Here is a 23680-nt window from a genome sequence, read left to right as displayed (position 1 = left end):
CTGTTTGTTCAGCGTGGAATAATGCGTCCCCCCCCATTACTGGAGTGCATCATGTTTTCAGGTCTTCCGGCTTTATCGCATGAACAGCAGCAGCAGGCAGTAGAACGTATTCAGGAACTGATGGCCGGCGGCATGTCCAGCGGGCAGGCGATTGCGCAGGTGGCGCAGGAAATTCGCCAGAACCATCAGGGCGAAGCGATTCGGGCGCGCTTCGAAGAGGACGAATAGCGCCCGGCGAGCGTTATAGTGCGGCGATGATTTTGATTTCCACTTTAATAGCGCGGATTCATCAGGCCGGCCTGCACCGTGCAGCGTACCGGCGCATTACCCGGCGAGACCCACGCATCCCAGGCGCGGTTCATCGCGGCAAAGTCCTCTTTGTCCACCAGGAAAATGGTAGCGTCCAGAATTTTGCTTTTAACCGAACCCACGCGCGTCAGGATGCGGTCAATCACCGCCAGCGCGTTGGCGGTCTGCGCTTCCGCATCGTCATCCAGATTCTCCGGCACGCTGGTGTAATAGACGGTCTGGTCATGTACAACCGCTTCGGACATGCGGTGCTCCGCATCAATACGCGTAATGGTCATGCTGTTCTCCTTTATTTTTGCTGCGTTAGCCTGCCATATCCCATGGCCGGCTGTCATCTGTTGTGGTCGCCTGCGGTGAATCCTGACATAATTACAGTAGTTTTAAGAGCAATCGGTGAGGATGTGTGGCAGACGATTTTGCAGCGGATGGCGCGTTAGCGCAGGCGATTCCCGGCTTTAAACCGCGCGCGGCACAGCGCGAAATGGCGCAGGCAGTGAGCGAAGCGGTGCAGCAGGCGGGCGAGCTGGTGGCCGAGGCCGGCACCGGCACCGGTAAAACTTATGCTTATCTGGCACCGGCGTTGCGGGCGAAGAAAAAAGTCATCGTGTCGACCGGTTCCAAAGCGTTGCAGGATCAGCTCTACAACCGCGATCTGACAGCCATTGCCCGCGCCCTGGCGTTCAGCGGCAAAACCGCGCTGCTGAAAGGGCGCTCCAACTATCTGTGCCTGGAACGGCTGGAGCAGCAAAATCAGACCGGCGGCGATCTGATTAACGTGCGCAGCTGGTCATCGGAGACCGTTGATGGCGAAGTCAGCAGCTGCGTCTGCGTCGCGGAAGACAGCCCGATCTGGCCTTACGTTACCAGTACCAACGATAACTGTCTCGGCAGCGATTGCCCGCTGTATAAAGATTGCTTCGTGGTGAAGGCGCTCAAAAAAGCGATGGATGCGGATGTGGTGGTGGTGAACCATCACCTGTTTCTCGCCGACCTAGTGGTCAAAGAGGGGGATTTGGCGAGCTGATCCCGGAAGCCGACGTGATGATCTTCGAGGAAGCGCACCAGCTGCCGGATATTGCCAGCCAGTATTTTGGCCAGCAGCTGTCGAGCCGGCAACTGCAGGATCTCGCCAAAGACATTATCCTTGCCTACCGCACCGAGGTGCGCGATGTGCAGCAGCTGCAGAAATCCGCCGACCGGCTGGCGCAGTGTGCACAGGATTTCCGCCTGACGCTGGGCGAGCCCGGTTTTCGCGGCAATTTGCGCGATCTGCTGAGCGACAACAACATCATGCGTATGTTTACGCTGCTGGATGATGCGCTCGAGCTGTGTTACGACGTAATTAAGCTGTCGCTGGGCCGTTCCGCGCTGCTGGACGCTGCCTTCGAGCGTGCCGCGCTGTATCGCACCCGGCTCAAGCGTTTACGTGCGATTGATGAACCGGGCTTCAGCTACTGGTACGAATGCAGCAGCCGGCACTTTACGCTGGCGCTGACCCCGCTGTCGGTCGCGGAGCGCTTCCGCGAAGTGATGGACGGACGCAAAGCAGGGTAGGTGTTTACCTCGGCGACGCTGGCGGTCAACGAACAAATGAGCCACTTCGCCAGCCGGCTCGGCGTGGATAATGCCCGCACCCTGATCCTCGAAAGTCCGTTTGATTATGCGCAGCAGGCCTTGCTGTGCGTGCCGCGCAACATGCCGGAACCCAACTATCCCGGCGGTGCGCGTCAGCTGGCACGCATGATGAAACCGCTGATTGAAGCCAACAAAGGGCGCTGCTTCTTCCTGTGTACCTCGCACAAAATGATGCGCGAGCTGGCGGCGGAGTTCCGTGCCTCCATGACCTTACCGGTGCTGTTGCAGGGCGAAACCAGCAAAGGGCAGCTGCTCAAACAGTTTCTCGATGCCGGCAACGCACTGCTGGTGGCCACCAGCAGCTTCTGGGAAGGCGTTGACGTGCGCGGTGATGCGCTGTCGCTGGTGATCATCGACAAGCTGCCGTTTACCTCGCCGGAAGATCCACTGCTTAAAGCGCGCATGGAGGATTGCCGTCTGCGCGGCGGCGATCCGTTCAACGATGTGCAACTGCCGGACGCGGTGATCACCCTGAAGCAGGGCGTGGGCCGTCTGATTCGCGATACCGACGATCGCGGCGTGCTGGTGATTTGTGACCAGCGGCTGGTGTCGCGTCCGTACGGCGGTCTGTTCCTTAATAGCCTGCCGCCGACACCGCGCACCCGCGATTTACAGCGTGCGATTGACTTTGTGCGTCAGCCAGAGCAGCACTAATTTGTGCCAGACTGTGGTAAGATGCGTGCCATTTTGATTCTCTGAGGTTGTTATGTCCGCCCGAATTTTAGCCATGGACACCGCGACAGAAGCCTGTTCTGCCGCGCTGCTGAATCAGCAGCAGATCGATGCCCGCTTCGAAATCGCGTCCCGCGATCATACTCAACGTATTCTGCCGCTGGTGCAGGAATTGCTGCAGGCGCAGCAGCTGGAGCTGAGCGCGCTGGACGCGCTGGCGTTTGGCCGCGGGCCCGGCAGTTTTACCGGCGTGCGCATCGGCATTGGTATCGCGCAGGGCCTGGCGCTGGGCGCAAATCTGCCGATGATTGGCGTATCCTCGCTGGCAACCATGGCGCAGGGCGCCTGGCGTTTGACCGGGGCAACGCGCGTGCTGGCGGCGATTGATGCGCGCATGGGTGAAGTCTACTGGGCAGAATATCAGCGTGACGAGCAGGGCGAGTGGCAGGGCGCTGAGAGCGAAGCCGTGCTCAAGCCGGAAGTGGCACAGGCGCGCATCGCGCAGCTGAGCGGCGAGTGGGCCACTGTCGGCACCGGCTGGCAGGCTTATCCGCAGCTACTGGCTGGCGCGACCGGCGCACAACTGCTGACCACCACGGTCACGCTGCCTGCCGCGGAAGATATGCTGCCGCTGGCGCTCAGCGCCTGGCAGCGCGGCGATAGCGTGGCGGTGGAAAATGCTGAGCCGGTTTATCTGCGCAATGAAGTGGCATGGAAAAAATTGCCGGGACGCTAGGCGCCCACGCAACTTATTTTTGCACCTTCAGTCTAACGGAGAAATAACAGGAGAAGTGCTATGCCAATTAGTCGTAAAGGGATGTCTGGCGCTCTGTTAGCCTGTGCGCTATTGCTCAGCGGCTGCGTGTCAGTGCCGGATGCCATTAAAGGGAGTTCTCAGCTTCCACAGCAAGATTTATTACGCGTGATGAATGCGCCGCAGCTGTATGTCGGCCAGGAGTCGCGCTTCGGCGGCAAAGTCGTGAAGGTGACCAACCTCAACGGTCTGACCCGGCTGGAAATTGCCACTCAGCCGCTGGATGACAGCGCGCGACCGCGCCTGGGTGCCGCCTCAATTGGCCGCATTTATGCTGACATTCATGGCTTTGTTGATCCGATCGACGTCAATAATCAGTACGTCACGGTGCTGGGCAACATCAAAGGCACCGAGAAAGGGGAAATTGGCAAAGCCAGTTACAACTTTGTGGTGATTGATGTGCGCGGTTATCAGCGCTGGCATCTGACTCAGCAGGTGATGACGCCGCCGCAGCCCATCGATCCGTGGATTTGGTACGGGCCGACGCGTCGCCATCCCGGCTATTGGGGCCCTAACCCCTACTGGGGCATGAACACCGGCGGTCCGGCGCAGGTCGAGACCATTCTTACCGAATAGCGCTAAACAGGTTTTTTTACGGCCCGGTCGCGGTGCTCGCGAACGGGCCTTTTTATTGGGCGCGCAACCGATGCGCGAAATTTAGTGATGCGCCTCGCAACCTGAAAATGCCGAAACAGGCAAACTGGTACAATCAGTTAAAATATTGTTAACAACACTGATTGCAGAGGCGGCGATGGCTACGCAACAAGAATATCGGGGTGAATCTTTGAACAAGGTTTGGCTGAAACGCTATCCGCCAGATGTACCAGCGGAAATTAACGCAGACCGTTATCCCTCTTTGGTCGATCTTTTCGAACACGCAGCACAACGTTATGCCGATCAGGTGGCTTTCATTAACATGAGCCAGCCGATGACCTACCGCCAGCTGGAGCAGCAGAGCCGCGCCTTTGCGGCCTGGCTGCAACAGGGATTAGGCTTGCAGCAGGGCGATCGCGTCGCGCTGATGATGCCGAATCTGCTGCAGTATCCGGTGGCGCTGTTTGGCGTCCTGCGTGCGGGCATGGTGGTGGTAAACGTTAATCCGTTGTACACACCGCGCGAGCTGAAGCACCAGCTTAACGACAGCGGTGCCAGTGCGATTGTTATTGTCTCCAACTTCGCCCATACGCTGGAAAAAGTGGTCGCGGAAACTCCGGTTAAGCACGTGATGCTGACGCGCATGGGCGATCAGCTGGCGCCGGTGAAAGCCACGCTGGTGAATTTCGTCGTTAAATATATGAAAAAACTGGTACCGAAATAACATCTGCCGGGTGCGGTACCGTTCCGTCATGCGCTGCAGCAGGGCGAGCAGATGAGCTATCATCGTCCTGTGATCAGTAATCAGGATCTGGCATTTCTGCAGTACACCGGTGGCACCACCGGCGTGGCGAAAGGCGCCATGCTGACCCACGGCAACATGCAGGCTAATCTGGAGCAGACCAAAGCCACCTACGGTAAACTGCTGCGCGCCGGCCAGGAGCAGGTGGTAACCGCGCTGCCGCTTTATCACATCTTTGCCCTGACGGTGAACTGTCTGCTGTTCCTCGACCTGGGCGGCACCAACCTGCTGATTACCAACCCGCGCGATATTCCCGACTTCGTTAAAGAGCTGAGTAAATTTCCCTTTACCGCCATCACCGGTGTCAATACGTTGTTCAACGCCCTGCTGAACGATGCCAATTTCAACCAGCTGGATTTCTCCACGCTGCGTCTGTCTGCCGGTGGCGGCATGGCGGTGTAGAAAGCGGTGGCCGGGCGCTGGGAGAAACTCACCGGGCACTATCTGCTGGAGGGCTACGGACTCACCGAATGCTCACCGCTGGTCTCGGTTAATCCGTATGATATTACCTGCCATACCGGCAGCATCGGTTTGCCGGTTCCGTCCACCGACGTGCGCATTGTCGATGATGAAGATCGCGACGTGCCGCCGGGCGAACCGGGCGAGCTTTGCATTCGTGGGCCGCAGGTCATGATTGGCTACTGGCAGCGGCCGGATGCCAGCGAGGAAGTGCTGAAAAATGGCTGGCTGCACACCGGTGATATTGTTAACGTGGATGCCGAAGGGTTTATCCGCATCGTCGATCGTAAAAAAGACATGATTCTGGTGTCCGGCTTTAACGTGTATCCTAACGAAATCGAAGATGTACTGATGCAGCACGCCAAGGTGCGCGAAGCGGCGGCCATTGGCGTGCCGAGCGATCTCTCCGGCGAAGCGGTGAAAGTGTGCATCGTGAAAAAAGATCTGTCGCTGACCAAAGAGGAAGTGCTGGATCATTGTCGCCGTCAGCTCACCGGCTATAAAGTGCCGAAGATTATCGAGTTTCGTGATGAGCTGCCGAAGACCAACGTCGGCAAAATTTTACGTCGCGAATTGCGTGACGAGGCGAAGCGCGAAGCTTAGCACTGGCTTCCGCTTAACGCTCAGGTTAACGCCGGCACCGTCCGGCGTTTTTATTGCTTTTAACATGGAGCGCTGTGCGAGGTTTGCCGCAGCGAGAAAGACAACGTGAATTACACCCTGATCGACCACAATGACCAGCTGGCCGCCGTATGCCAGCAGGCCCGTCAGCATCGCGCCGTGGCGCTGGATACCGAATTCGTGCGCACCCGCACGTACTATCCGCAGCTTGGCCTGATCCAGCTCTTCGATGGCGAGCAACTGGTTCTGATCGATCCGTTAACCATCAGCGACTGGGCACCGTTTATTGCGCTGCTGCAGGATCGTCAGCTGACAAAGTTTCTGCACGCCGGTGGGGAAGACCTCGAAGTTTTCCTGCATCGTTTCGGCTGCCTGCCGGAGCCGATGATCGATACGCAGATTCTGGCCGCTTTCGCCGGGCAGCCGCTGTCGTGGGGCTTTGCCGCGATGGTAAATCATTTCAACCAGATTGAGCTGGATAAGAGCGAAGCGCGCACCGACTGGCTGGCGCGTCCGCTTACCGAGCGGCAGTGCCAGTACGCTGCGGCAGATGTGGCTTATCTGCTGCCGATCGCCCATCAGCTGGTGGCGCAAACCGAAGCGGCAGGCAACATGGCGGCGGCGCTGAGTGAATGCGCTACGCTGTGTCAGCGCCGTCTTGACGTGCTGCAGCCAGAAGAGGCGTGGCGCGATATCACCAACGCGTGGCAGCTGCGTCCACGCCAGCTGGCGGTGCTGCAGCGTCTGGCCGCGTGGCGTCTTAACCTCGCCCGGCAGAAAGACATGGCGGTGAATTTTGTGGTGCGCGAAGAGAACCTGTGGAAAGTCGCGCGCTTTATGCCCGGCAGCCTTGGCGAGCTGGATCATCTCGGCCTGAACGGTCACGAAATCCGCTTCCACGGTAAGGCCCTGGTGGCGATGGTGGTAGAAGCACAGGCGCTGGATGAGTCTGCGTTACCGCCGCCGTTGCCTAATCTGATTGACCACGCGCATTACAAGCAGGCGTTTAAAGCGATTAAAGCGCTGGTACAGCAGGTGAGTGAGCAGACCGGTTACAGTCAGGAGCTGTTAGCATCACGGCGCCAGATTAACCAGGTGCTGAACGTGCACTGGGGACTGAAAAGCGCCACGCGTCCGCCGGAACTGCTGGCAGGCTGGCGGGGTGAGGTGTTGAAAGCCGGTATCGACGAGATTTTACAAACGCTGTAAGCGGTGAGTTTTCCCCTGCGCAACCACGCAGGGGAAAGTCAAGAACCCGCTACAATCATTTAGGAACGTCTTCCGTCTCCGGCAGCGTCACGTTGAGCTCGAGAATAGAGATGTCATCCCCTTTCTGATCCAGCTGCACCGTGACCATGTCCGGGTCAATTTTCACGTATTTACAGATCACTTCCAGGATATCGCGCTTCAGCTGCGGCAGATAGTGGGGCTCACTGTCGCCCCTTCTGCGTTCGGCCACGATAATCTGCAGCCTTTCCTTGGCTATGTTGGCTGTGTTCTTCTTACGGGATAAAAAGAAATCAAGTAATGCCATTGGTTATCCCCCGAACAGGCGTTTCAGGAAACCCTTCTTCTCTTCTTCGATAAAGCGGAAGGGGCGTTCTTCGCCAAGCAGGCGATCTACGGTATCAGCGTAAGCTTTACCGGCGTCAGAGTTTGCATCGAGGATCACGGGCTCACCCTGGTTAGACGCGCGCAGCACCGACTGATCTTCCGGTATCACGCCGACCAGAGGAATGCGCAGGATTTCCAGCACGTCTTCCATGCTCAGCATGTCGCCACGCGTTACGCGTCCCGGGTTATAGCGGGTCAGTAACAGGTACTCTTTTACCGGCTCTTCGCTGTTTTCAGCGCGACGCGATTTCGAAGAGATGATGCCGAGAATACGGTCTGAGTCACGCACGGAAGAGACTTCCGGGTTGGTGGTAATGATCGCTTCATCCGCGAAGTACAGCGCCATCAGCGCACCGGTTTCGATACCGGCCGGCGAGTCGCAGACGATAAAATCGAATTCCATTGCCGCCAGGTCGTTCAGCACTTTTTCCACGCCTTCGCGGGTCAGGGCATATTTATCACGGGTTTGTGAGGCGGGCAGAATATAAAGCTGCTCGGTGCGCTTGTCGCGAATCAGTGCCTGATTCAGCGTCGCATCGCCCTGGATAACGTTGACAAAGTCATACACCACGCGGCGTTCACAGCCCATGATCAGGTCGAGGTTACGCAGACCGATATCGAAATCGATCACCACGGTTTTTTTGCCTTTTTGCGCTAACCCTGTGGCGATGGCCGCGCTTGACGTGGTCTTGCCAACGCCCCCTTTACCCGATGTAACTACAATGATGCGTGCCATAAATGTTGATTTCCTTAACGAAAGAAAAGGGGCCAATTAAGTGTCTGGATGGTGAGCGCGCCCTCTTTAAGGCACAGGCGCGCAGCTTTACCAAAGAATTCCGCCGGGATCTGGTCCATGACCCAGTATTCGCCGGCAATTGAGACCAACTCTGCTGACAGGTTGGTGCAAAAAATCTGGCAGTCGCGATCGCCGCTGGCACCGGCCAGCGCGCGGCCGCGCATCATGCCGTAAATATGAATGTTGCCGTCTGCTACCAGTTCGGCACCGGCGCTGACGCTGCTGGTGACGATCAAATCGGCGTTGCGCGCGTAAATCTGCTGACCGGAACGCACTGGCGTATTGATGATACGCGTTTTGCTGGCCGGTTCGCTGACCGGCGGCGCGACCGCTTCCGGCTCCGGTGCGGGCACGTCAGCACGTTTGCGGTTCTCTTTACCCTCTGACAGCACAGGCAGGCCTGCGCGGGCAATCATCTTTTTCAGGGCTTCATCTTTACAGCCGCTCACGCCCACAATGCGTAAGCCGGTGGCGCTGACGGCCTGCTGCATCTGCTTCCAGTTGATGTCACCGTTCAGGGCTGACACGTTCAGCACCACCGGCGCGTTGTGCAGAAAAGCTGGGGCCTGGTCGATTTTGTCCTGCAGCGCCTGACGAATCACCTCGGGTTGCGAATGGTGCAGATGAACAACTGACAGGGTAAAACTACTGCCCTTGAATTCGATTGGCGATTGCGACATCTGTCCTGACTCAGTCCTGTTTTACTACCCTGAAGTAAACGCCGATAAAATCGTCATTAACACCCGCGGGTCAATATTCGAAGTTCTGCAAGCATGTTATAGTTACTGCTATATTCAGGCAAGTGACGCCCTTAGTTAATTCGAGTAAAAAATATGTTTTGTGTGATCTATAGAAGCCCGCAACGCGACCAGACTTATCTGTATGTAGAAAAAAAAGACGATTTTTCGCGCGTCCCTGAAGAACTGCTGCGCGACTTTGGTAAACCGCAGCTGGCGATGGTGCTGTCGCTCGACCAGCGTGACAAGCTGGCCAACGCTGACATCAATAAAGTGAAGCAGGGTTTAAGCGAACAAGGTTATTATTTGCAGATCCCACCACCGGTTGAAAGTCTGCTCAACATTCATCTTGAACAGGGTAAAAAGTTTAATTCAGATTCATCTATAAAAATATATCATGTAAATATAATCAGTGCTTCGGCATTAATTTAATTGCTCACCTTAACCCATTATTGTGGGCAATAATCGTTGTCTTAAGCGGCGGACCTGATGAACAGGGGAACGGCTTTTGCCGCTTTCCGTCACGTGCGCCTCGATAAACCCGCTAATATAGTGCTCAGCAGCCTGCCACGTTCCGGCGGCTGATGAGACATCTTCGCCAGTGCGGCTGGCACCTAACACAACTCAAGCAGGGGATTAGCATGTATCAGCATCGTAACTGGCAGGGCGCGCTGTTGGATTATCCGGTCAGCAAAGTGGTGTGCGTCGGCAGCAACGATGCAAAGCATATTAAAGAGATGGGCAGCGCCACCCCGAGTGAGCCGGTGGTTTTTATCAAACCGGAAACCGCGGTGTGCGATTTGCGGCAGCTACTGTCGATCCCGGCCAGCTTTGGTGAGGTGCATCATGAAGTGGAGCTGGCGGTGCTGATTGGCGCCACCCTGAAGCAGGCCAGTGAAGAGCACGTGGCGAAAGCGATCGCCGGTTATGGCGTCGCGCTGGATTTAACGCTGCGCGATCTGCAGGCCGGGTTTAAGAAAGCCGGTCAGCCATGGGAGCGCGCCAAAAGTTTCGATAACTCTTGTCCGCTGTCCGGGTTTATCCCGGCGGCTGAATTCAGCGTCGATCCGCAGGATGCCGAACTGAAGCTGGTCATTAACGGCGAGGTGCTCCAGCACGGCACCACGGCAGATATGATCCACAAAATTCTGCCGCTGATTGCTTACATGAGCCAGTACTTCACGCTGCGCGCCGGTGACGTGGTGCTGACCGGTACGCCTGACGGCGTGGGCCCGCTGCGCTCCGGCGATAAGCTGTAAGTGTCGCTGGCCGGTCACGGTATCAGCACCCGCGTGCTGTAATACTTGCATCACCGCACCTGAAGCTTTATAAGGTGCGGTCTTGTTGCTCAACCCGGACCGCTATCATGACCGAACTGCGGATACCGATGAGATTTACTTCACCAACGTCGCCTGCAATCAGCTCAACATCAAGACCTGTCAGTGCCGCAATTATGAGCGTCGCTTCGAGTACGAAGAAGATTGCATCAAGCTGACGCGCGAGAATCTCACCACCTTTAACTGGCTACCGCGTACCTGCGCTTACCGGCTGTTAGGGGAGGGCAAAACGCTGCTGGCGTGGCACCCGCTGATTGCCGGCTCGAAAAAGGCGATGCATGCTCAGCGTATTTCGGTGCGATACATCGCGGTGCGCGAGAGTGAAGTGCGCGATTGGGAAGAACACATTATTGATCGGCCGGATCGTAACGGCTGATAACGCAACAGGCAGCCGCGGCTGCCTGTTTTGTCTGAGACTTAGTTTGACTGGGACTCAGCGACCAAACAGATCGCGACGTTTCGCTTTGAACGGTTGCGCAATCAGCACCAGAACACCCACCAGCAGATAAGCGGCAAAAATCACGATCATCCACTGCGGCATGCTCCAGGTCAGGAAAGTCCATCCGCGTTCAGCGCAGTTACCGCTGGCGACAAATACCGCGGGCAGCCATTTATCCAGCGGCAGCCAGCTCGGGAAGCGAGCAGCAAAATCGCAGGTCACAAACGGGTTGGGATGCAGCTGAATCATGGTGTGCTCATAAGAGAGGCGTACTCCTTCATAAGCGCTGTAGAGCCAGATGGCGATGGCTGCCCAGCGCAGCGGCGTTTTAGGCGCAATTGCACCCACCAGGCCGGCGCCCATGATGCCAAACAGCGTACAACGCTCATAGATACACATTACGCAGGGTTGCAGTCCCATCAGGTGCTGAAAGAACAGCGCAACCATTTCAAAAACCAGGGCGGTCAGGGCCATTAATAACCAGGCACCGCGTCCGCGTGAGCATTGATTCAAGTATCGCAACATATTGCTTTTCCCGTAGCCGTTAATGCATCGCAGTGTAAACCAAAAGCGTACCCGTGCCAGCCAGGCAGGGGAAAAAAATCATGTATAAAAATGACTTATCCCTGATCCACACCAAAAATCGTGGCTTTTAGCACACGGCATCAAAAGCGCCCACGCAAGCGCAGCGTAACCCGTGGCTTTTTTCGCTGCGCAGCTGCTGAATTTTGCGCCAGCGCGCGCTTTTAATCCGCTGGCAGGCTATTTTTTTCGCTATGACCCCTCTGGTATGATGAGTGCCATTACGACAAAGAAAGCAATGAGAAATAAATGCTATGGTGATTAAGGCACAGAGCCCTGCAGGATTCGCTGAAGAGTACATAATTGAAAGCATCTGGAACAGCCGTTTTCCGCCGGGATCGATTCTTCCTGCCGAACGTGAGCTTTCTGAACTGATCGGCGTGACCCGCACCACTCTGCGTGAAGTGCTGCAGCGGCTGGCTCGTGATGGCTGGCTGACCATTCAGCATGGTAAACCCACCCGCGTCAATGACTTCTGGGAAACGTCTGGTCTTAATATCCTCGAAACGCTCGCCCGTCTTGACCACGACAGTGTGCCGCAGTTAATTGATAACCTGCTGTCAGTGCGCACCAATATCGCGTCGATCTTTATCAGCCGCGCGCTGCGCCATCATCCGGATAAGGCGCGTGAAGTGCTGGAGAGTGCGCTGAGCGAGGAAGATCAGGCTGAAGCCTATACCGAGCTGGATTACCGCGCGTTTCGCGGCTTGGCCTTTGCTTCAGGCAACCCGATTTACGGGTTGATTCTCAACGGTCTGAAAGGGCTGTACACCCGCGTTGGCCGTCATTACTTCTCGAATCCGGAAGCGCGTGAACTGGCGCGTAACTTTTATCGTCAGCTGGCGGACCTGTGTGGCAAACAGCCGACGCAGGATCAGATCGTTGACAGCGTGCGTAATTACGGCCGCCGCAGCGGTGAAATCTGGCACAGCATGCAGAAAAGCATGCCGGATGATTTGAGCAGTAAGCGCTAAGTTGGCCCTGCCAAGTAGGGTTTTAGCCGGGCACAATTTTGACTGACCTGACGCATTGGCTGATGCAAGGGCAATCCGCAGGTACCGCGTAGCGGCGCGAGGACCTGGCCCGGCAGCAGCCGATGCGGCAGGTCCAGCGCAACCCTGCGCGTTTTATCTTACTCTCAAAGCGCCGGTCCGCGCGACGGGCAGCGATCCATCAGCTCCACGCTGCCATCTTCGTTCTGCTGTTCCAGATTGACATCAAAACCCCACAGCCGATGCACATGCTTCAGCACATCGCGACGGCTCTTATCCAGCGGGGCGCGCTGCTGCGGCACATAGCGCAGCTTCAGCGAACGGTCACCGCGCAGGTCAACGTTGTACACCTGAATATTCGGCTCCAGATTGCTGAGATTGTACTGGGCCGACAGCTGCTGACGAATCGCGCGATATCCCGCCTCATCATGAATGGTCGCAATCTCAAGATAGTTATTGCGATCGTCGTCTATCACCGTAAATAAACGGAAATCCCGCATCACTTTAGGCGACAGGAACTGGCTGATGAAACTCTCGTCTTTAAACTCCCGCATGGCGAAATGCAGCGTCTTCAGCCAGTCGAAGCCGGCGATGTCCGGGAACCAGTAGCGATCTTCCTCGGTTGGCGACTGACAGATGCGCTTGATGTCCTGGAACATGGTAAAGCCCAGCGCATACGGGTTGATACCGTTATACCACTGGCTGTTATACGGCGGCTGATACACCACGTTGGTGTGGCTGTGCAGGAACTCCATCATAAAGCGCTCCGACACTTTGCCCTCATCGTACAGGTGATTCAGGATGGTGTAGTGCCAGAAGGTCGCCCAGCCTTCATTCATCACCTGGGTCTGTTTCTGCGGGTAAAAATACTGGCTGACTTTACGCACAATGCGCAGCACTTCACGCTGCCACGACTCCAGCAGTGGCGCGTTCTTTTCCATAAAGTACAGCAGGTTTTCCTGCGGCTCAGAGGGATAGCGCGCCGCCTCTACCTGAGTAAACTCTTTTTCTTTGCGTGGCAGGGTGCGCCACAGTGTATTGACCTGGCTCTGCAGATACTCTTCCCGGCTTTTCTGCCGCGCTTTCTCTTCCTGCAGCGAAATCTTTTGCGGGCGTTTATAACGATCGACGCCATAGTTCATCAGCGCATGACAGGAGTCCAGCAGCCGCTCGACCTCTTCCACGCCATAACGCTCTTCGCAATCGGAGATGTAGTTACGCGCAAACAGCAGGTAATCGACAATCGAGCTGGCATCGGTCCAGCTGCGGAACAGATAGTTGTTTTTGAAGAAAGAGTTGTGGCCGTAGCAGGCGTGCGCCATCACCAGCGCCTGCATGGTCATGGTGTTCTCTTCCATCAGATAAGCGATACAGGGATTCGAGTTAATGACGATTTCATACGCCAGTCCCTGCTGGCCGTGTTTATAGCGCTGCTCGGTTTCGATGAACTTCTTGCCGAACGACCAGTGGGCATAATTGATGGGCATCCCCACGCTGGAGTACGCATCCATCATCTGCTCGGAGGTGATCACTTCGATTTGGTGCGGGTAGGTATCGAGCCCATAGCTTTTGGCCACGCGGTCGATCTCCGCTAGGTAGACATCAAGCAGTTCAAAGGTCCAGTCGGGACCGTCACTGAGTCGTTTGCTGCTGCGGGTTGGCTCGTCAAAAATTGTCGTCATAGCGCACCTCTGTTTTGCAAGCGGCAGGCAACAGAGTGTCACCTGTCACGATCGTTAAGACTTCATCCTGAGAAAGACAGCCCAAAAAAACTGAGCGAACACTTCAATGATAGTCCACTGTCGCTTATCCGATGCGGGAACTCAATCGAATTCTTTTGGTACAAAATCATCATAATAGGCGTGCTTTGGTAGCTAATAAGGTTATGTGTTATCTGAGTGATAAATTGCAGCATTAAATCCTGTTTTAAGCGCACAATATGACTGCGGCGCTTTCTCCTGAAAAAAGTGAGATGCTCTGCCTTTCGAATAATCATTCGCTGGTTAACGCTTTTAAGGCACAAAAAACTCTGATTTTTGCGCGACCGCATAATTTCAGTGTGCAGTAAGTGAAAAACATGTGAAATGAAAGGGTCGAATGTAATATCAGTTCAGCCATCGGGTTATGCTAAACCCGATGGTGATACCAGTTAATTATGCTTTTCGCGATGAGGGGCTTATGCGCGTAGTCATTCTGGGTAGTGGTGTCGTAGGGGTAGCCAGTGCGTGGTATCTGGCGCAGGCGGGGCATGACGTCACCGTAATCGATCGCCAGCCCGGCGCGGCGCTGGAAACCAGTGCCGGTAATGCCGGGCAGATTTCGCCCGGCTATGCGGCACCTTGGGCGGCGCCCGGTGTACCGCTCAAGGCGGTAAAGTGGATGTTTCAGAAACACGCACCGCTGGCGGTGCGACTTGACGGCAGCAAGTTCCAGCTGGAGTGGATGTGGAATATGCTGCGCAACTGCGACATGCGTCACTACCAGGAAAACAAGGGCCGTATGGTGCTCATCGCCGAATACAGCCGTGACTGCCTGAAGGCACTGCGCACCAGCACCGGCATTGCCTATGAAGGGCGCCAGGGCGGTACTTTGCAGCTGTTCCGCACGCAGCAACAGTTTGACAGCGCCAGCAAAGACATCGCGGTGCTGCGTGAAGCGGGTGTGCCTTATGAGCTGCTGGAAGCGCATCAGCTGCACTGCGTGGAGCCGGCGCTGACGGGTACCGCACACAAGCTGACCGGCGGCCTGCGCCTGCCGAATGACGAAACCGGTGACTGCCAGCTGTTTACCCAGCGGCTGGCGGCGATGGCTGCCGCAGCCGGCGTCACTTTCCGTTATGACACGTCGGTGGATCAGCTGTTGCGCGAAGGCAATCGCATCTATGGCGTGAAGTGCGGCGATGGGGTAATCAAGGCCGATGCCTATGTCGTGGCGTTTGGCTCTTACTCCACTGCGCTGCTGAAAGACATCGTGTCGATTCCGGTCTATCCGCTGAAAGGCTATTCCCTCACTATTCCGATCAAAGATCCGCAGGGCGCGCCGGTCTCCACCATTCTGGATGAGACCTATAAAGTGGCGGTGACGCGGTTTGACGACCGCATTCGCGTCGGTGGCATGGCCGAAATCGTTGGTTTTAACACCAAACTGTTGCCGGCACGACGTGAAACGCTGGAGATGGTGGTCCGCGATCTCTATCCTCAAGGCGGGTATGTTGAACAGGCTACGTTCTGGACCGGACTGCGCCCGATGACGCCGGATGGCACGCCAATTGTCGGGCGCACGCCGCTGAGCAATCTCTGGCTGAACACCGGGCACGGTACGCTGGGCTGGACGATGGCCTGTGGTTCCGGCCAGTTGCTGGCCGATCTGATTTCGGGACGTAAACCGGCCATCGCCGCCGACGACTTGTCGGTGCTGCGTTATCTGCCGGGTTTTGCGGCCCCGGCATCGCCGCTGCGTAATGCCAGCGCGACGCGCTGATACTTCAGGGAGAGTAAAAACATGTCACGTCCTACGGGTGCCACCATTAATCAACAGGCGCTGCGCCACAATCTGGCGATTGTGCGTCAGGCGGCACCGCACGCGCGCGTCTGGTCGGTGGTGAAGGCCAATGCCTACGGCCACGGCATTGCCCGCGTATGGCAGAGTCTGGCGGAGACCGATGGTTTCGCGCTGCTGAATATGGAAGAGGCGATCCTGCTGCGCGAGCAGGGCTGGAAAAAGCTAATTCTGCTGCTGGAAGGCTTCTTTCACGCCGATGACCTGACGCTGATCGATCGCTATCGCCTGACCACCAGCGTACACAGTAACTGGCAAATTCAGGCGCTGGCGAAGGCGCAGCTGTCGGCGCCAGTCGATGTTTATCTGAAGATTAACAGCGGTATGAACCGTCTCGGTTTTCGTCCGGAACAGGCACAGGCGGCCTGGCACAAGCTGCGTGCGTTGCCCAGCGTGGGAGAAATGACGCTGATGGCGCACTTTGCCGATGCAGAAAATCCTCAGGGCTTGGTGGAGCCGATGCAGCGCGTGGAACAGGCGGCGGAAGGGCTGAATTGCCCGCGCTCGCTTGCCAACTCAGCGACCACGCTGTGGCATCCGCAGGCGCATTTTGACTGGGTGCGGCCCGGGATTATTCTCTACGGCGCGTCACCGAGCGGCGACTGGCAGGATATCGCCAGTACCGGTCTGCAGCCGGTAATGACGCTCAGCAGTGAAATCATTGGCGTGCAGCAACTCAGCGCCGGTGAGGGCGTTGGCTACGGTTATCGCTACCACGCCGCTGCGCTACAGCGTATCGGTATTGTGGCCTGCGGCTATGCTGACGGCTATCCGCGCCATGCACCGACCGGTACGCCAGTCAGCGTTGATGGCATCCGCACGCAAACGCTCGGGGCGATCTCGATGGACATGATGATGATTGACCTTGAACCGTGTCCGCAGGCCGGCATCGGCTCGCGCGTGGAGCTGTGGGGCAACGAGGTGAAAATTGATGAGGTGGCGAAAGCCGCCGGAACGGTAGGCTACGAGCTGATGTGTGCACTCGCGCCGCGCGTCCCGGTTACGCTTAGTTAAGCGCCGTTACCGTACCATGCATGTTCTTACTGCAGCGCTAGGCGATCAGCGCCAGCGCTGCACCCACCAGCATCATTAGCGCTAACGCTGATTTCTCTGCCACCGGTAGCGCCACCATCGCTAGGCTGCCGCCCGGCACCGCCCGCCATCTGAATAAATCCCTGCAGCGCCGCCGCTACACCCGCCTGCTGCTGATATGGCTCCAGCGCATAGCTGGTGGCCGGACCGACGGTGAAGGCCAGGCCGGCCACCGAGATCGCGACCGGAATCATGTACAGCGACCAGTGGGTTTGCTAGGCCGCAGGTAACAGCGTCATCCCCGCCACCAGCAGCAGCGCACCGAGCAGCATGGTGACAAACACCATGGCCAGACAAAACGGGCGGCTCGCCTTGCGAATGGTTTTATTAAAAAAGGCGCTGACCAGCATGATCCAGAAACCGTTGGCGCCAAAGGCAAAGGAGAACTGCAGCGGCGTCAGGCCACCTTCGGTCATTAACACGTGCTGCGCCAGCGAAACGTAGATCAGCACCATGCCGAGCGCGCCCGCGTTGGCAAAGGCGAAAGCGAGAAAGCGCGGCTGCCGGCCGATGGCAGCATACTGCGCCAGCGGCAGCCCTTTAACGCGCAGCGTGTCCGCAGGACGTGTTTCCGGCAGCGCGACCACAACAATGACGCCAATCACCAGCGCATAGCCGCACAGGAACCAGAAGGGCGCACGCCAGCCATAGGCTTCCGCCAGAATACCGCCCAGCAGCGGTGCCAGCGCCGGCACGATGTTCAGCGCACCATTGAGGAAACCATAAGCCCGCGCCGCGGCATCGCCGCTCAGCCGATCGCGCACGCCGCTAAATGCCACCACCGCGCTACAACATACCGCGCAGCCCTGAATCAGGCGCGCCAGGAAGAACACCGGCCAGACGGTGGCGGTTGCGGCCACTGCGCTGCCGATGATGTAGAGCGCGAGGCCGATCAGCGCGATCGGCTTACGGCCAAAATTATCCACCAGCGGACCGGTGACCAGCTGACCGATACCCATCACCAGCAAAAACAGCGGAATGGTGGTCTGGATCAGACTGACCGGGCTATGAAGACCTTCGGCAATCTGCGGCAGCGTGGGGAGGTAGAGATCGATGCCCAGCGGTGCCAGCAGCACCAGGCTCAAAAGGAGTAGGGTAAACTTTTGCATTACGAACCAGTAACGTCCTGTTAAACAGGCGAGAAGGGTAATGAGTCTGCGACCAAAAAGAAAGGGCTAAAACGAAAAGGCGATGTCTGCCGGCACTGCGCAGACATCGCGTCGAGGGTATCAGTAAGCACCGTCGCGGCGCAGCACGACGCCAGCGGTTTTGAATAGGATGGCGATGTCGGTCTACAGCGCCCAGTCCTTCACGTACCAGGAGTCAAAATAGACGCGCGTGTCGTAGTCGATATCGTTACGCCCGCTGACCTGCCACAAACCGGTCATGCCCGGTTTGGCCATCAGATAGTAGTCGACATCGCCCGCGTAGCGTTCCAGTTCGGCTTCAATCACCGGACGTGGTCCCACCAGACTCATTTCGCCGCGAATTACGTTCCACAGCTGGGGCAGTTCATCCAGGCTGGTTTTACGCAGGAAGCCACCGATTTTTGTGATGCGCGGATCGTTCTTCAGTTTGAAATCACGATCCCACTCAGCGCGCGCTTCGGCACTGGTGGCCAGCAGATTCTGCAGCACTTCCTGCGAGTTGGTCACCATTGAACGGAACTTCAGGCACTTAAACTTCACGCCATCCTGACCGATGCGTTCGTGGCCGTAAATGGCATTCCCGCCATCGCGTTTTACCATCCAGCACAGCAGACCGAATACCGGGGCAAGAAACAGCAGCAGCAGGGAGGCAACCACCACGTCGAAGGTGCGCTTGAGGAAACGCGATGAGCGTTTCGCTAGGTTGTTACTGACGCACAGGATCATCACTTCATGGCTGAAGATAAACGACATATCGGTGCCATACAGCGGCACACCGCGCAGCGTAGGGATAACCGAAATTGAGCGGCATTTCATCTTGGACAGAAACTTCAGCCATTTATCGCGCACCACCTTCTGTTCAAATTCGGTGGCGACGATAAATTGCGTGTTGTCACGGTCCATGGTTTGCCAGTTGATGTCTTTCCAGGTAATGACCGGCACGCCGTTAACACTTTCCTGGTGAGGCTCATCATCCAGCGAGATAAACGCCTGCACGTTATAGCCCAGAATCTCCTCGCTCTGCAGCGCTGCGTAGGCTTCCATGGCGTTTTTACCGGAGCCGATGATAATGGTCTCTTTTTGCCACTGACCAGCGCGATTGATGGCACGCTTCACGCCGGCGCGCATCAGCGGCAGCAGCAGCAGGGCATAGGTCCAGCTAAACACCCACACCATGCGCGAGAAGTCCCATTTGGAAAATGGCAATCAGCGCCAGATCCAGCAGCGAAAACACAAACAGCGTTTTGACAATTTCTTTCAGCTCAAACCAGAACGGTTTGCGGTAGGTGTAGTGGCGCATACGCACCCAGAACCAGGCTGTGCACAGCACTGACAGGCCTAACTGTGCGACAAAGCGGTATTCAATTTGCTGCGGCGGAATAAAACTGTCCAGTTCTCCCAAATACCTTGGACGGTGGCCGCGGATAAAAATAATGCCAAATTCAGTGCAATTAAATCCGAAAAGCTGAGTGCCACTTTCGCGATGAGATTTTTGCGCAGTCCGCTCCACGAGCGGGTTGCATCTTCATTACCAATGTACTTGCCATAAAACCTGCTCTCTTTTCTTAAGTAAAAGATGGCCTGACCAGAATCAAGTACGCGCTCAGGAGTCATCCGCTGAAAGCAGAAATAAAATAATATTCAGCGAGATATGAGTCAGTGCTGCCATAAGCGCTGCATGGAAAGGGCCGTTTGAGACGTGATTTACGTCACGAAAAGCTGCAGCAACGTTTAAGAGTATGCAGGAGTTATTTGACAGAGTTAATATGGAAAGAGTCTGAAAAAACAATATTTGATTAAAGTGCAGACTGCCTAATCTGTTGAAAAATAATATTAAAAGTAAAAGATGCTGTGAAATAACAAACTATTTTAAGACTACTTTTCGGAATGACCGCCAGTCAAAGTGAATGGCGGTGAGGAAAATATCAGGCCGGTTTTTTCAATACCCAGCGGTCTTGCTGCTTGTCATAGTGCCCGATCTGCAGATCGACCGGTTCGCCATCAATCCACGCCGGTACGCTGGTTTCATGATCCCAGCCGTCGAGCTGATAACTCAGGCCGGGGTTGGTATGGCAGGGGATGCCGACGGTATCCAGCTTCTCCACATCCATTACTGCATCGACGATCTCATAACTACCAATCTTCACCACGTGTCCCATCATCTTCTCCCGTTTGCTGGGTGGAATAGTGATCATAGACGCTGACACGCAGTTTACGAGCGATACGGCCTCGGATTATTCCTTCTCTTCCCGCACGCGCACCCCGATTTTGACGATTTGGTTATCCTCTTTTTCCGCCACCGTCCACGTCAGCTGGTTCCACTCGACCTGATCCCCAACCACCGGCGTGCTGCCGAGCAGACCCATAATCAACTGGCCGAGCGACTGCTGATCGTTGGTCTCTTCATCGAGCTCTAGGCCATAGATCTGCGCGACATCGCGCAGGCGCGCCTCGGCATCAAGGATAAAGTCACCAAAGAAGCGCTGATCCAGCGCCACCGGCGGCGTCTGGCTGAACATTTTGCCCAGCGCCGGCAGATCGCGCTCGCGGCCAATAACGCACAGCACGTCACCCTCTTTCAGAGGCGTATTGCCGTTGGGGTGCATCAGCGCGTTATCGCGGAACAGGGCGGCAATGCGCGTTTCGCGCGGCATTTGCAAATCGCGCAGCGCGGCGCCGACGCACCATTTGTCGGCGCTGAGCTGATAAACAAACTGCTCCCACGGATTTTCCTGATGGATATCCAGCCCGACGCGGCTGATGGGCGACGCGGTCGGCGGTACCACCACCTTAGCCCGTTTAGCGGCATAGCCCAGCGACGTGCCCTGCAGCATCAGTGACACCAGTACCACGAAGAAGGCGATATTGAAGTAAAGTTTGGCGTTCTCCAGCCCGGCCATCATTGGGAACACCGCGAGGATGATCGGCACCGCACCGCGCAGGCCCACCCAGCTGATAAAGATGCGTTCACGTCCGGTAAAGCCTTTAAACGGCAGCAGCCCGACCAGAATCGACAGCGGACGCGCCACCAGAATCAGCCACAGCGAGAGAATCATCGCCGGCAGCGCGATATGCCACAGGTCAGACGGCGTCACCAGCAGGCCGAGCACGATAAACATACCAATCTGACTCAGCCAGGCCATCCCGTCGAAAGTCTGCAGAATGCCGTGGCGGTTACGAATCGGGCTGTTGCCCAGCAGAAAACCACACAGATAGACCGCCAGAATACCGCTGCCTTCCATCACCGTGGTCAGGGCAAACACGATAATGCCGCCGCTCAGCGCCAGCAGCGGATAGAGCCCTTGTGCCAGGCTGATGCGGTTGATCAGTTGCTGCAGCGCCCAGCCGCCGCCCAGTCCGAGTACGATGCCAAGGCCGAACTGCTGTACCAGATGCACCACAAACATCCAGCTCAGGCCGCTTTGCCCCTGCTGAATCATGTCGATCAGCGTAATGGTAAGAAACACGGCCATCGGATCGTTGCTGCCTGATTCAATCTCCAGCGTGGAACTGACGCGCTCGTTAAGCCCTTTGTCGCCCAGCAGTGAAAACACCGCTGCGGCGTCGGTCGAGCCGATAATGGCGCCAATCAGGAAGCCCTGCATCAGATCGAGTTTAAACAGCCAGGCGGCAGCCAGACCGGTGAGGCCGGCGGTAATCATCACGCCAACGGTGGCCAGCGACAGCGCCGGACCGAGCGCCACCTTGAACGAGCTGGCCTTGGTGCGCATGCCGCCGTCGAGCAGGATGATGGCCAGCGCCAGGTTGGACACTAGATAGGCTACCGGATAGTTATCAAAAGCAATGCCGCCGATGCCGTCCACGCCGGTCAACATCCCCAGCGCCAGGAAAATCACCAGAATCGGGATGCCGAGACGCGACGAGAAGGAACTCAGCAGAATACTTGCTGCGACCAGCACGGAACCAATAATGAACAAACTGTAAATCATGCTGGTATTCAACGGCGTTCTCCTGCGGCGGGGCATAAAAAAGCAAACTGTGGGCAATTCACACAGACAAGGTGAAAAGATAATGCCTTATCAATAGCTTGTCAGCGCTTAATTGCACATTTTTTCATTCTGTAGCGCGCTATCCCATAGAAGGTTAAATCCGCACAGAAAAACAGCAGGGTTTTCAGAGGGGTTAAGCCGGGCGGGGTAAAGAAAAAGCCGGTCGGTGACCGGCTGGTAAACTCAGGCTTCAGCGACCTGTTTGTGGAAAAGCTCACGAAATACCGGGTAGATGTCTTCCGGCTCGCGGATGTGCTGAATGGCAAAGTTATCAAATATCGCCTGCAGATGCTCATACTCGCGCCACAGGGTTTGGTGCGCCCGTCGGGTAATCTCAATGTAACTGTAGTAGCGCACCACCGGCAGAATATGCTTCGCCAGAATTTCATGACACAACGGTGAGTCATCCGCCCAGTTATCGCCGTCCGAAGCCTGCGCCGCATAGATATTCCACTGCGACGGGTCATAACGCTCTTTCACCACTTCGTCCATCAGCTTAAGTGCGCTGGAGACGATAGTGCCGCCGGTCTCCTGCGAGTAGAAGAACTCCTGTTCATCGACTTCTTTCGCCTGAGTATGATGACGGATATACACTACATCGACGTTTTTGTAAGTCCGGCTGAGGAACAGATAAAGCAGGATATAAAAGCGTTTCGCCATATCCTTGGTCGCCTGGTCCATCGAACCGGAAACGTCCATCAGACAGAACATCACCGCCTGGCTGGACGGTTCAGGCCGCTTCTCGAAATTCTTGTAACGCAGGTCAAAGGTGTCGATAAACGGCACGCGCTCAATGCGCGCCCGCAGTTCAGCAATCTCTTTGCGCAGCCGCTCCTCTTCAAGCAATTGCGTCGGCTCGCTGTTCTCGACTTCACTCAGTGTAGCTTCCAGTTCGTGCAGCATACGACGTTTGCCTGCGGTCATGGCGGTACGTCGCGCCAGCGAGTTTTGCAGCGAGCGCACCACGCTGATGTTGGCCGGCACACCATTCGAGGTGAAACCCGCGCGGTGGGTTTTGTACTCATTGAGCTGTCGATGCTGATTTTTGCGCAGATTAGGCAGCGCTAAATCTTCAAACAGCAGATCGAGGTATTCATCCTTCGAAATCTGAAACACAAACTCGTCCTGACCTTCTCCGTCCTGGCTGGCATTGCCCTGACCGCTGCCGCCGCCACCGCCGCCCTGCGGCCGCTCAATGCGGTCGTTTTGCACAAAGTGGTCGTTCCCGGGATGCACGCGATGGCGGCTGCCGCCGCGCCCCTGATGGAAAATAGGCTCGTTAATGTCGTCGATAGGAATCGACACCGATTCGCCACTCTCCACGTCGGTGACCGAACGCTTGTTGATGGCCTCGGAGATCGACTGTTTGATTTGCGACTTGTAACGGCGCAAAAAGCGCTGCCGGTTGACCGCACTTTTATTCTTGCCGTTAAGACGCCGATCGATGAAATAGGCCATAAATTCCCCCA

Annotated in this window: 17 protein-coding genes and 6 pseudogenes; 12 read left to right on the top strand and 11 right to left on the bottom strand. The window is 56.4% G+C overall.

The genetic code is table 11. The features are described from left to right. Nucleotides 1-51 precede the first annotated feature (51 nt). A complete protein-coding gene (locus AC6I8M_RS07030) occupies nt 52-228 on the top strand; it encodes a YoaH family protein (protein ID WP_010616389.1) in 177 nt (58 codons plus the stop codon). 13 nt (nt 229-241) lie between these two features. Here the strand turns inward: AC6I8M_RS07030 and AC6I8M_RS07025 are convergent. Beyond that, nucleotides 242-587, bottom strand: a pseudogene (locus AC6I8M_RS07025) (RidA family protein). A 125-nt stretch (nt 588-712) separates the two neighbouring features. On the opposite strand from AC6I8M_RS07025, the pseudogene yoaA reads away from it, so the two are divergent. The 5 genes and pseudogenes from yoaA (at nt 713) to rnd (ending at nt 7115) form a co-directional block, all read left to right on the top strand. Further along, a pseudogene (gene yoaA / locus AC6I8M_RS07020) lies at nt 713-2598 on the top strand (DNA repair helicase YoaA). A gap of 52 nt (nt 2599-2650) precedes the next feature. After that, complete coding sequence (tsaB, locus tag AC6I8M_RS07015) at nt 2651-3352, top strand: tRNA (adenosine(37)-N6)-threonylcarbamoyltransferase complex dimerization subunit type 1 TsaB (RefSeq protein ID WP_022547800.1); 702 nt, start codon at nt 2651-2653, stop codon at nt 3350-3352. A 60-nt stretch (nt 3353-3412) separates the two neighbouring features. Further along, nucleotides 3413-4006: a Slp family lipoprotein gene (locus tag AC6I8M_RS07010; RefSeq protein ID WP_010616392.1), complete on the top strand. Its 594-nt coding sequence runs from the start codon at nt 3413-3415 to the stop codon at nt 4004-4006. 208 nt (nt 4007-4214) lie between these two features. Next, nucleotides 4215-5888: pseudogene (gene fadD / locus AC6I8M_RS07005) on the top strand (long-chain-fatty-acid--CoA ligase FadD). A gap of 105 nt (nt 5889-5993) precedes the next feature. Beyond that, nucleotides 5994-7115 carry a ribonuclease D gene (gene rnd / locus AC6I8M_RS07000; RefSeq protein ID WP_010616393.1) on the top strand — a complete coding sequence of 374 codons (1122 nt, stop codon included), beginning with the start codon at nt 5994-5996 and terminating at the stop codon, nt 7113-7115. Between the two features lie 55 nt (nt 7116-7170). On the opposite strand, the gene minE is transcribed toward rnd, so the two are convergent. Genes minE through minC form a run of 3 tightly spaced genes read right to left on the bottom strand, consistent with a single transcriptional unit; the run spans nt 7171 to nt 8996 of the window. After that, on the bottom strand, nt 7171-7440 hold the full coding sequence (minE, locus tag AC6I8M_RS06995) for a cell division topological specificity factor MinE (protein WP_010616394.1): 270 nt from the start codon (nt 7438-7440) through the stop codon (nt 7171-7173). 3 nt (nt 7441-7443) lie between these two features. Beyond that, nucleotides 7444-8256, bottom strand: coding sequence for a septum site-determining protein MinD (minD, locus tag AC6I8M_RS06990; protein ID WP_010616395.1), 813 nt, complete (start codon nt 8254-8256; stop codon nt 7444-7446). A 14-nt stretch (nt 8257-8270) separates the two neighbouring features. Then, nucleotides 8271-8996: a septum site-determining protein MinC gene (gene minC, locus AC6I8M_RS06985; protein WP_010616396.1), complete on the bottom strand. Its 726-nt coding sequence runs from the start codon at nt 8994-8996 to the stop codon at nt 8271-8273. 153 nt (nt 8997-9149) lie between these two features. On the opposite strand from minC, the pseudogene AC6I8M_RS06980 reads away from it, so the two are divergent. The 3 genes and pseudogenes from AC6I8M_RS06980 to AC6I8M_RS06970 all read left to right on the top strand — a co-directional run. Next, nucleotides 9150-9419: pseudogene (locus tag AC6I8M_RS06980) on the top strand (YcgL domain-containing protein); the annotation flags it as partial. A 275-nt stretch (nt 9420-9694) separates the two neighbouring features. Further along, a complete protein-coding gene (locus tag AC6I8M_RS06975) occupies nt 9695-10312 on the top strand; it encodes a fumarylacetoacetate hydrolase family protein (RefSeq protein ID WP_010616398.1) in 618 nt (205 codons plus the stop codon). 82 nt (nt 10313-10394) lie between these two features. Further along, the gene (locus AC6I8M_RS06970; protein ID WP_022547807.1) at nt 10395-10766 is read left to right on the top strand and encodes a YcgN family cysteine cluster protein; all 372 of its coding nucleotides are present in this window, start codon (nt 10395-10397) and stop codon (nt 10764-10766) included. Nucleotides 10767-10823: 57 nt separating this feature from the next. On the opposite strand, the gene dsbB is transcribed toward AC6I8M_RS06970, so the two are convergent. Next, nucleotides 10824-11354: a disulfide bond formation protein DsbB gene (gene dsbB, locus AC6I8M_RS06965; protein ID WP_498013718.1), complete on the bottom strand. Its 531-nt coding sequence runs from the start codon at nt 11352-11354 to the stop codon at nt 10824-10826. Between the two features lie 311 nt (nt 11355-11665). Between dsbB and fadR the strand changes: the two genes are divergently transcribed. Next, the gene (gene fadR, locus AC6I8M_RS06960) at nt 11666-12385 is read left to right on the top strand and encodes a fatty acid metabolism transcriptional regulator FadR (RefSeq protein WP_010616402.1); all 720 of its coding nucleotides are present in this window, start codon (nt 11666-11668) and stop codon (nt 12383-12385) included. A 164-nt stretch (nt 12386-12549) separates the two neighbouring features. Here the strand turns inward: fadR and AC6I8M_RS06955 are convergent, their stop codons facing one another. After that, complete coding sequence (locus tag AC6I8M_RS06955; protein WP_010616403.1) at nt 12550-14085, bottom strand: SpoVR family protein; 1536 nt, start codon at nt 14083-14085, stop codon at nt 12550-12552. A gap of 496 nt (nt 14086-14581) precedes the next feature. Here AC6I8M_RS06955 and AC6I8M_RS06950 point away from each other — a divergent pair, with 496 nt between their 5' ends. Next, nucleotides 14582-15883, top strand: coding sequence for a D-amino acid dehydrogenase (locus tag AC6I8M_RS06950; protein WP_010616404.1), 1302 nt, complete (start codon nt 14582-14584; stop codon nt 15881-15883). A 21-nt stretch (nt 15884-15904) separates the two neighbouring features. Beyond that, on the top strand, nt 15905-16975 hold the full coding sequence (gene dadX / locus AC6I8M_RS06945) for a catabolic alanine racemase DadX (RefSeq protein ID WP_010616405.1): 1071 nt from the start codon (nt 15905-15907) through the stop codon (nt 16973-16975). Nucleotides 16976-17012: 37 nt separating this feature from the next. On the opposite strand, the pseudogene AC6I8M_RS06940 reads toward dadX, so the two are convergent. The 5 genes and pseudogenes from AC6I8M_RS06940 to AC6I8M_RS06920 all read right to left on the bottom strand — a co-directional run bounded on the left by AC6I8M_RS06940 (nt 17013) and on the right by AC6I8M_RS06920 (nt 23669). Then, nucleotides 17013-18162, bottom strand: a pseudogene (locus tag AC6I8M_RS06940) (multidrug effflux MFS transporter). Between the two features lie 120 nt (nt 18163-18282). Further along, nucleotides 18283-19748: pseudogene (wbaP, locus tag AC6I8M_RS06935) on the bottom strand (undecaprenyl-phosphate galactose phosphotransferase WbaP). A gap of 378 nt (nt 19749-20126) precedes the next feature. Continuing rightward, complete coding sequence (locus tag AC6I8M_RS06930; protein ID WP_022547813.1) at nt 20127-20360, bottom strand: DUF1480 family protein; 234 nt, start codon at nt 20358-20360, stop codon at nt 20127-20129. 75 nt (nt 20361-20435) lie between these two features. Beyond that, nucleotides 20436-22163 carry a potassium/proton antiporter gene (locus AC6I8M_RS06925; protein WP_010618751.1) on the bottom strand — a complete coding sequence of 576 codons (1728 nt, stop codon included), beginning with the start codon at nt 22161-22163 and terminating at the stop codon, nt 20436-20438. Nucleotides 22164-22394: 231 nt separating this feature from the next. Further along, complete coding sequence (locus AC6I8M_RS06920) at nt 22395-23669, bottom strand: YeaH/YhbH family protein (RefSeq protein ID WP_010618752.1); 1275 nt, start codon at nt 23667-23669, stop codon at nt 22395-22397. Nucleotides 23670-23680 lie beyond the last annotated feature (11 nt).

The organism is Type-A symbiont of Plautia stali, assembly GCF_059731155.1.
This window is presented reverse-complemented; position numbering and strand designations above follow the sequence as displayed.

Excerpts from the sequence above, each read along its gene's own strand:
- AC6I8M_RS06975 (WP_010616398.1), top strand. The coding sequence starts at position 9,695 with ATGTATCAGCATCGTAACTGGCAGGGCGCGCTGTTGGATTATCCGGTC.
- AC6I8M_RS06930 (WP_022547813.1), bottom strand. The coding sequence starts at position 20,360 with ATGGGACACGTGGTGAAGATTGGTAGTTATGAGATCGTCGATGCAGTA.
- tsaB (WP_022547800.1), top strand. The coding sequence starts at position 2,651 with ATGTCCGCCCGAATTTTAGCCATGGACACCGCGACAGAAGCCTGTTCT.
- AC6I8M_RS06950 (WP_010616404.1), top strand. The coding sequence starts at position 14,582 with ATGCGCGTAGTCATTCTGGGTAGTGGTGTCGTAGGGGTAGCCAGTGCG.
- minD (WP_010616395.1), bottom strand. The coding sequence starts at position 8,256 with ATGGCACGCATCATTGTAGTTACATCGGGTAAAGGGGGCGTTGGCAAG.
- minE (WP_010616394.1), bottom strand. The coding sequence starts at position 7,440 with ATGGCATTACTTGATTTCTTTTTATCCCGTAAGAAGAACACAGCCAAC.
- AC6I8M_RS06920 (WP_010618752.1), bottom strand. The coding sequence starts at position 23,669 with ATGGCCTATTTCATCGATCGGCGTCTTAACGGCAAGAATAAAAGTGCG.
- AC6I8M_RS07030 (WP_010616389.1), top strand. The coding sequence starts at position 52 with ATGTTTTCAGGTCTTCCGGCTTTATCGCATGAACAGCAGCAGCAGGCA.
- fadR (WP_010616402.1), top strand. The coding sequence starts at position 11,666 with ATGGTGATTAAGGCACAGAGCCCTGCAGGATTCGCTGAAGAGTACATA.
- minC (WP_010616396.1), bottom strand. The coding sequence starts at position 8,996 with ATGTCGCAATCGCCAATCGAATTCAAGGGCAGTAGTTTTACCCTGTCA.
- dsbB (WP_498013718.1), bottom strand. The coding sequence starts at position 11,354 with ATGTTGCGATACTTGAATCAATGCTCACGCGGACGCGGTGCCTGGTTA.
- AC6I8M_RS06955 (WP_010616403.1), bottom strand. The coding sequence starts at position 14,085 with ATGACGACAATTTTTGACGAGCCAACCCGCAGCAGCAAACGACTCAGT.
- dadX (WP_010616405.1), top strand. The coding sequence starts at position 15,905 with ATGTCACGTCCTACGGGTGCCACCATTAATCAACAGGCGCTGCGCCAC.
- AC6I8M_RS07010 (WP_010616392.1), top strand. The coding sequence starts at position 3,413 with ATGCCAATTAGTCGTAAAGGGATGTCTGGCGCTCTGTTAGCCTGTGCG.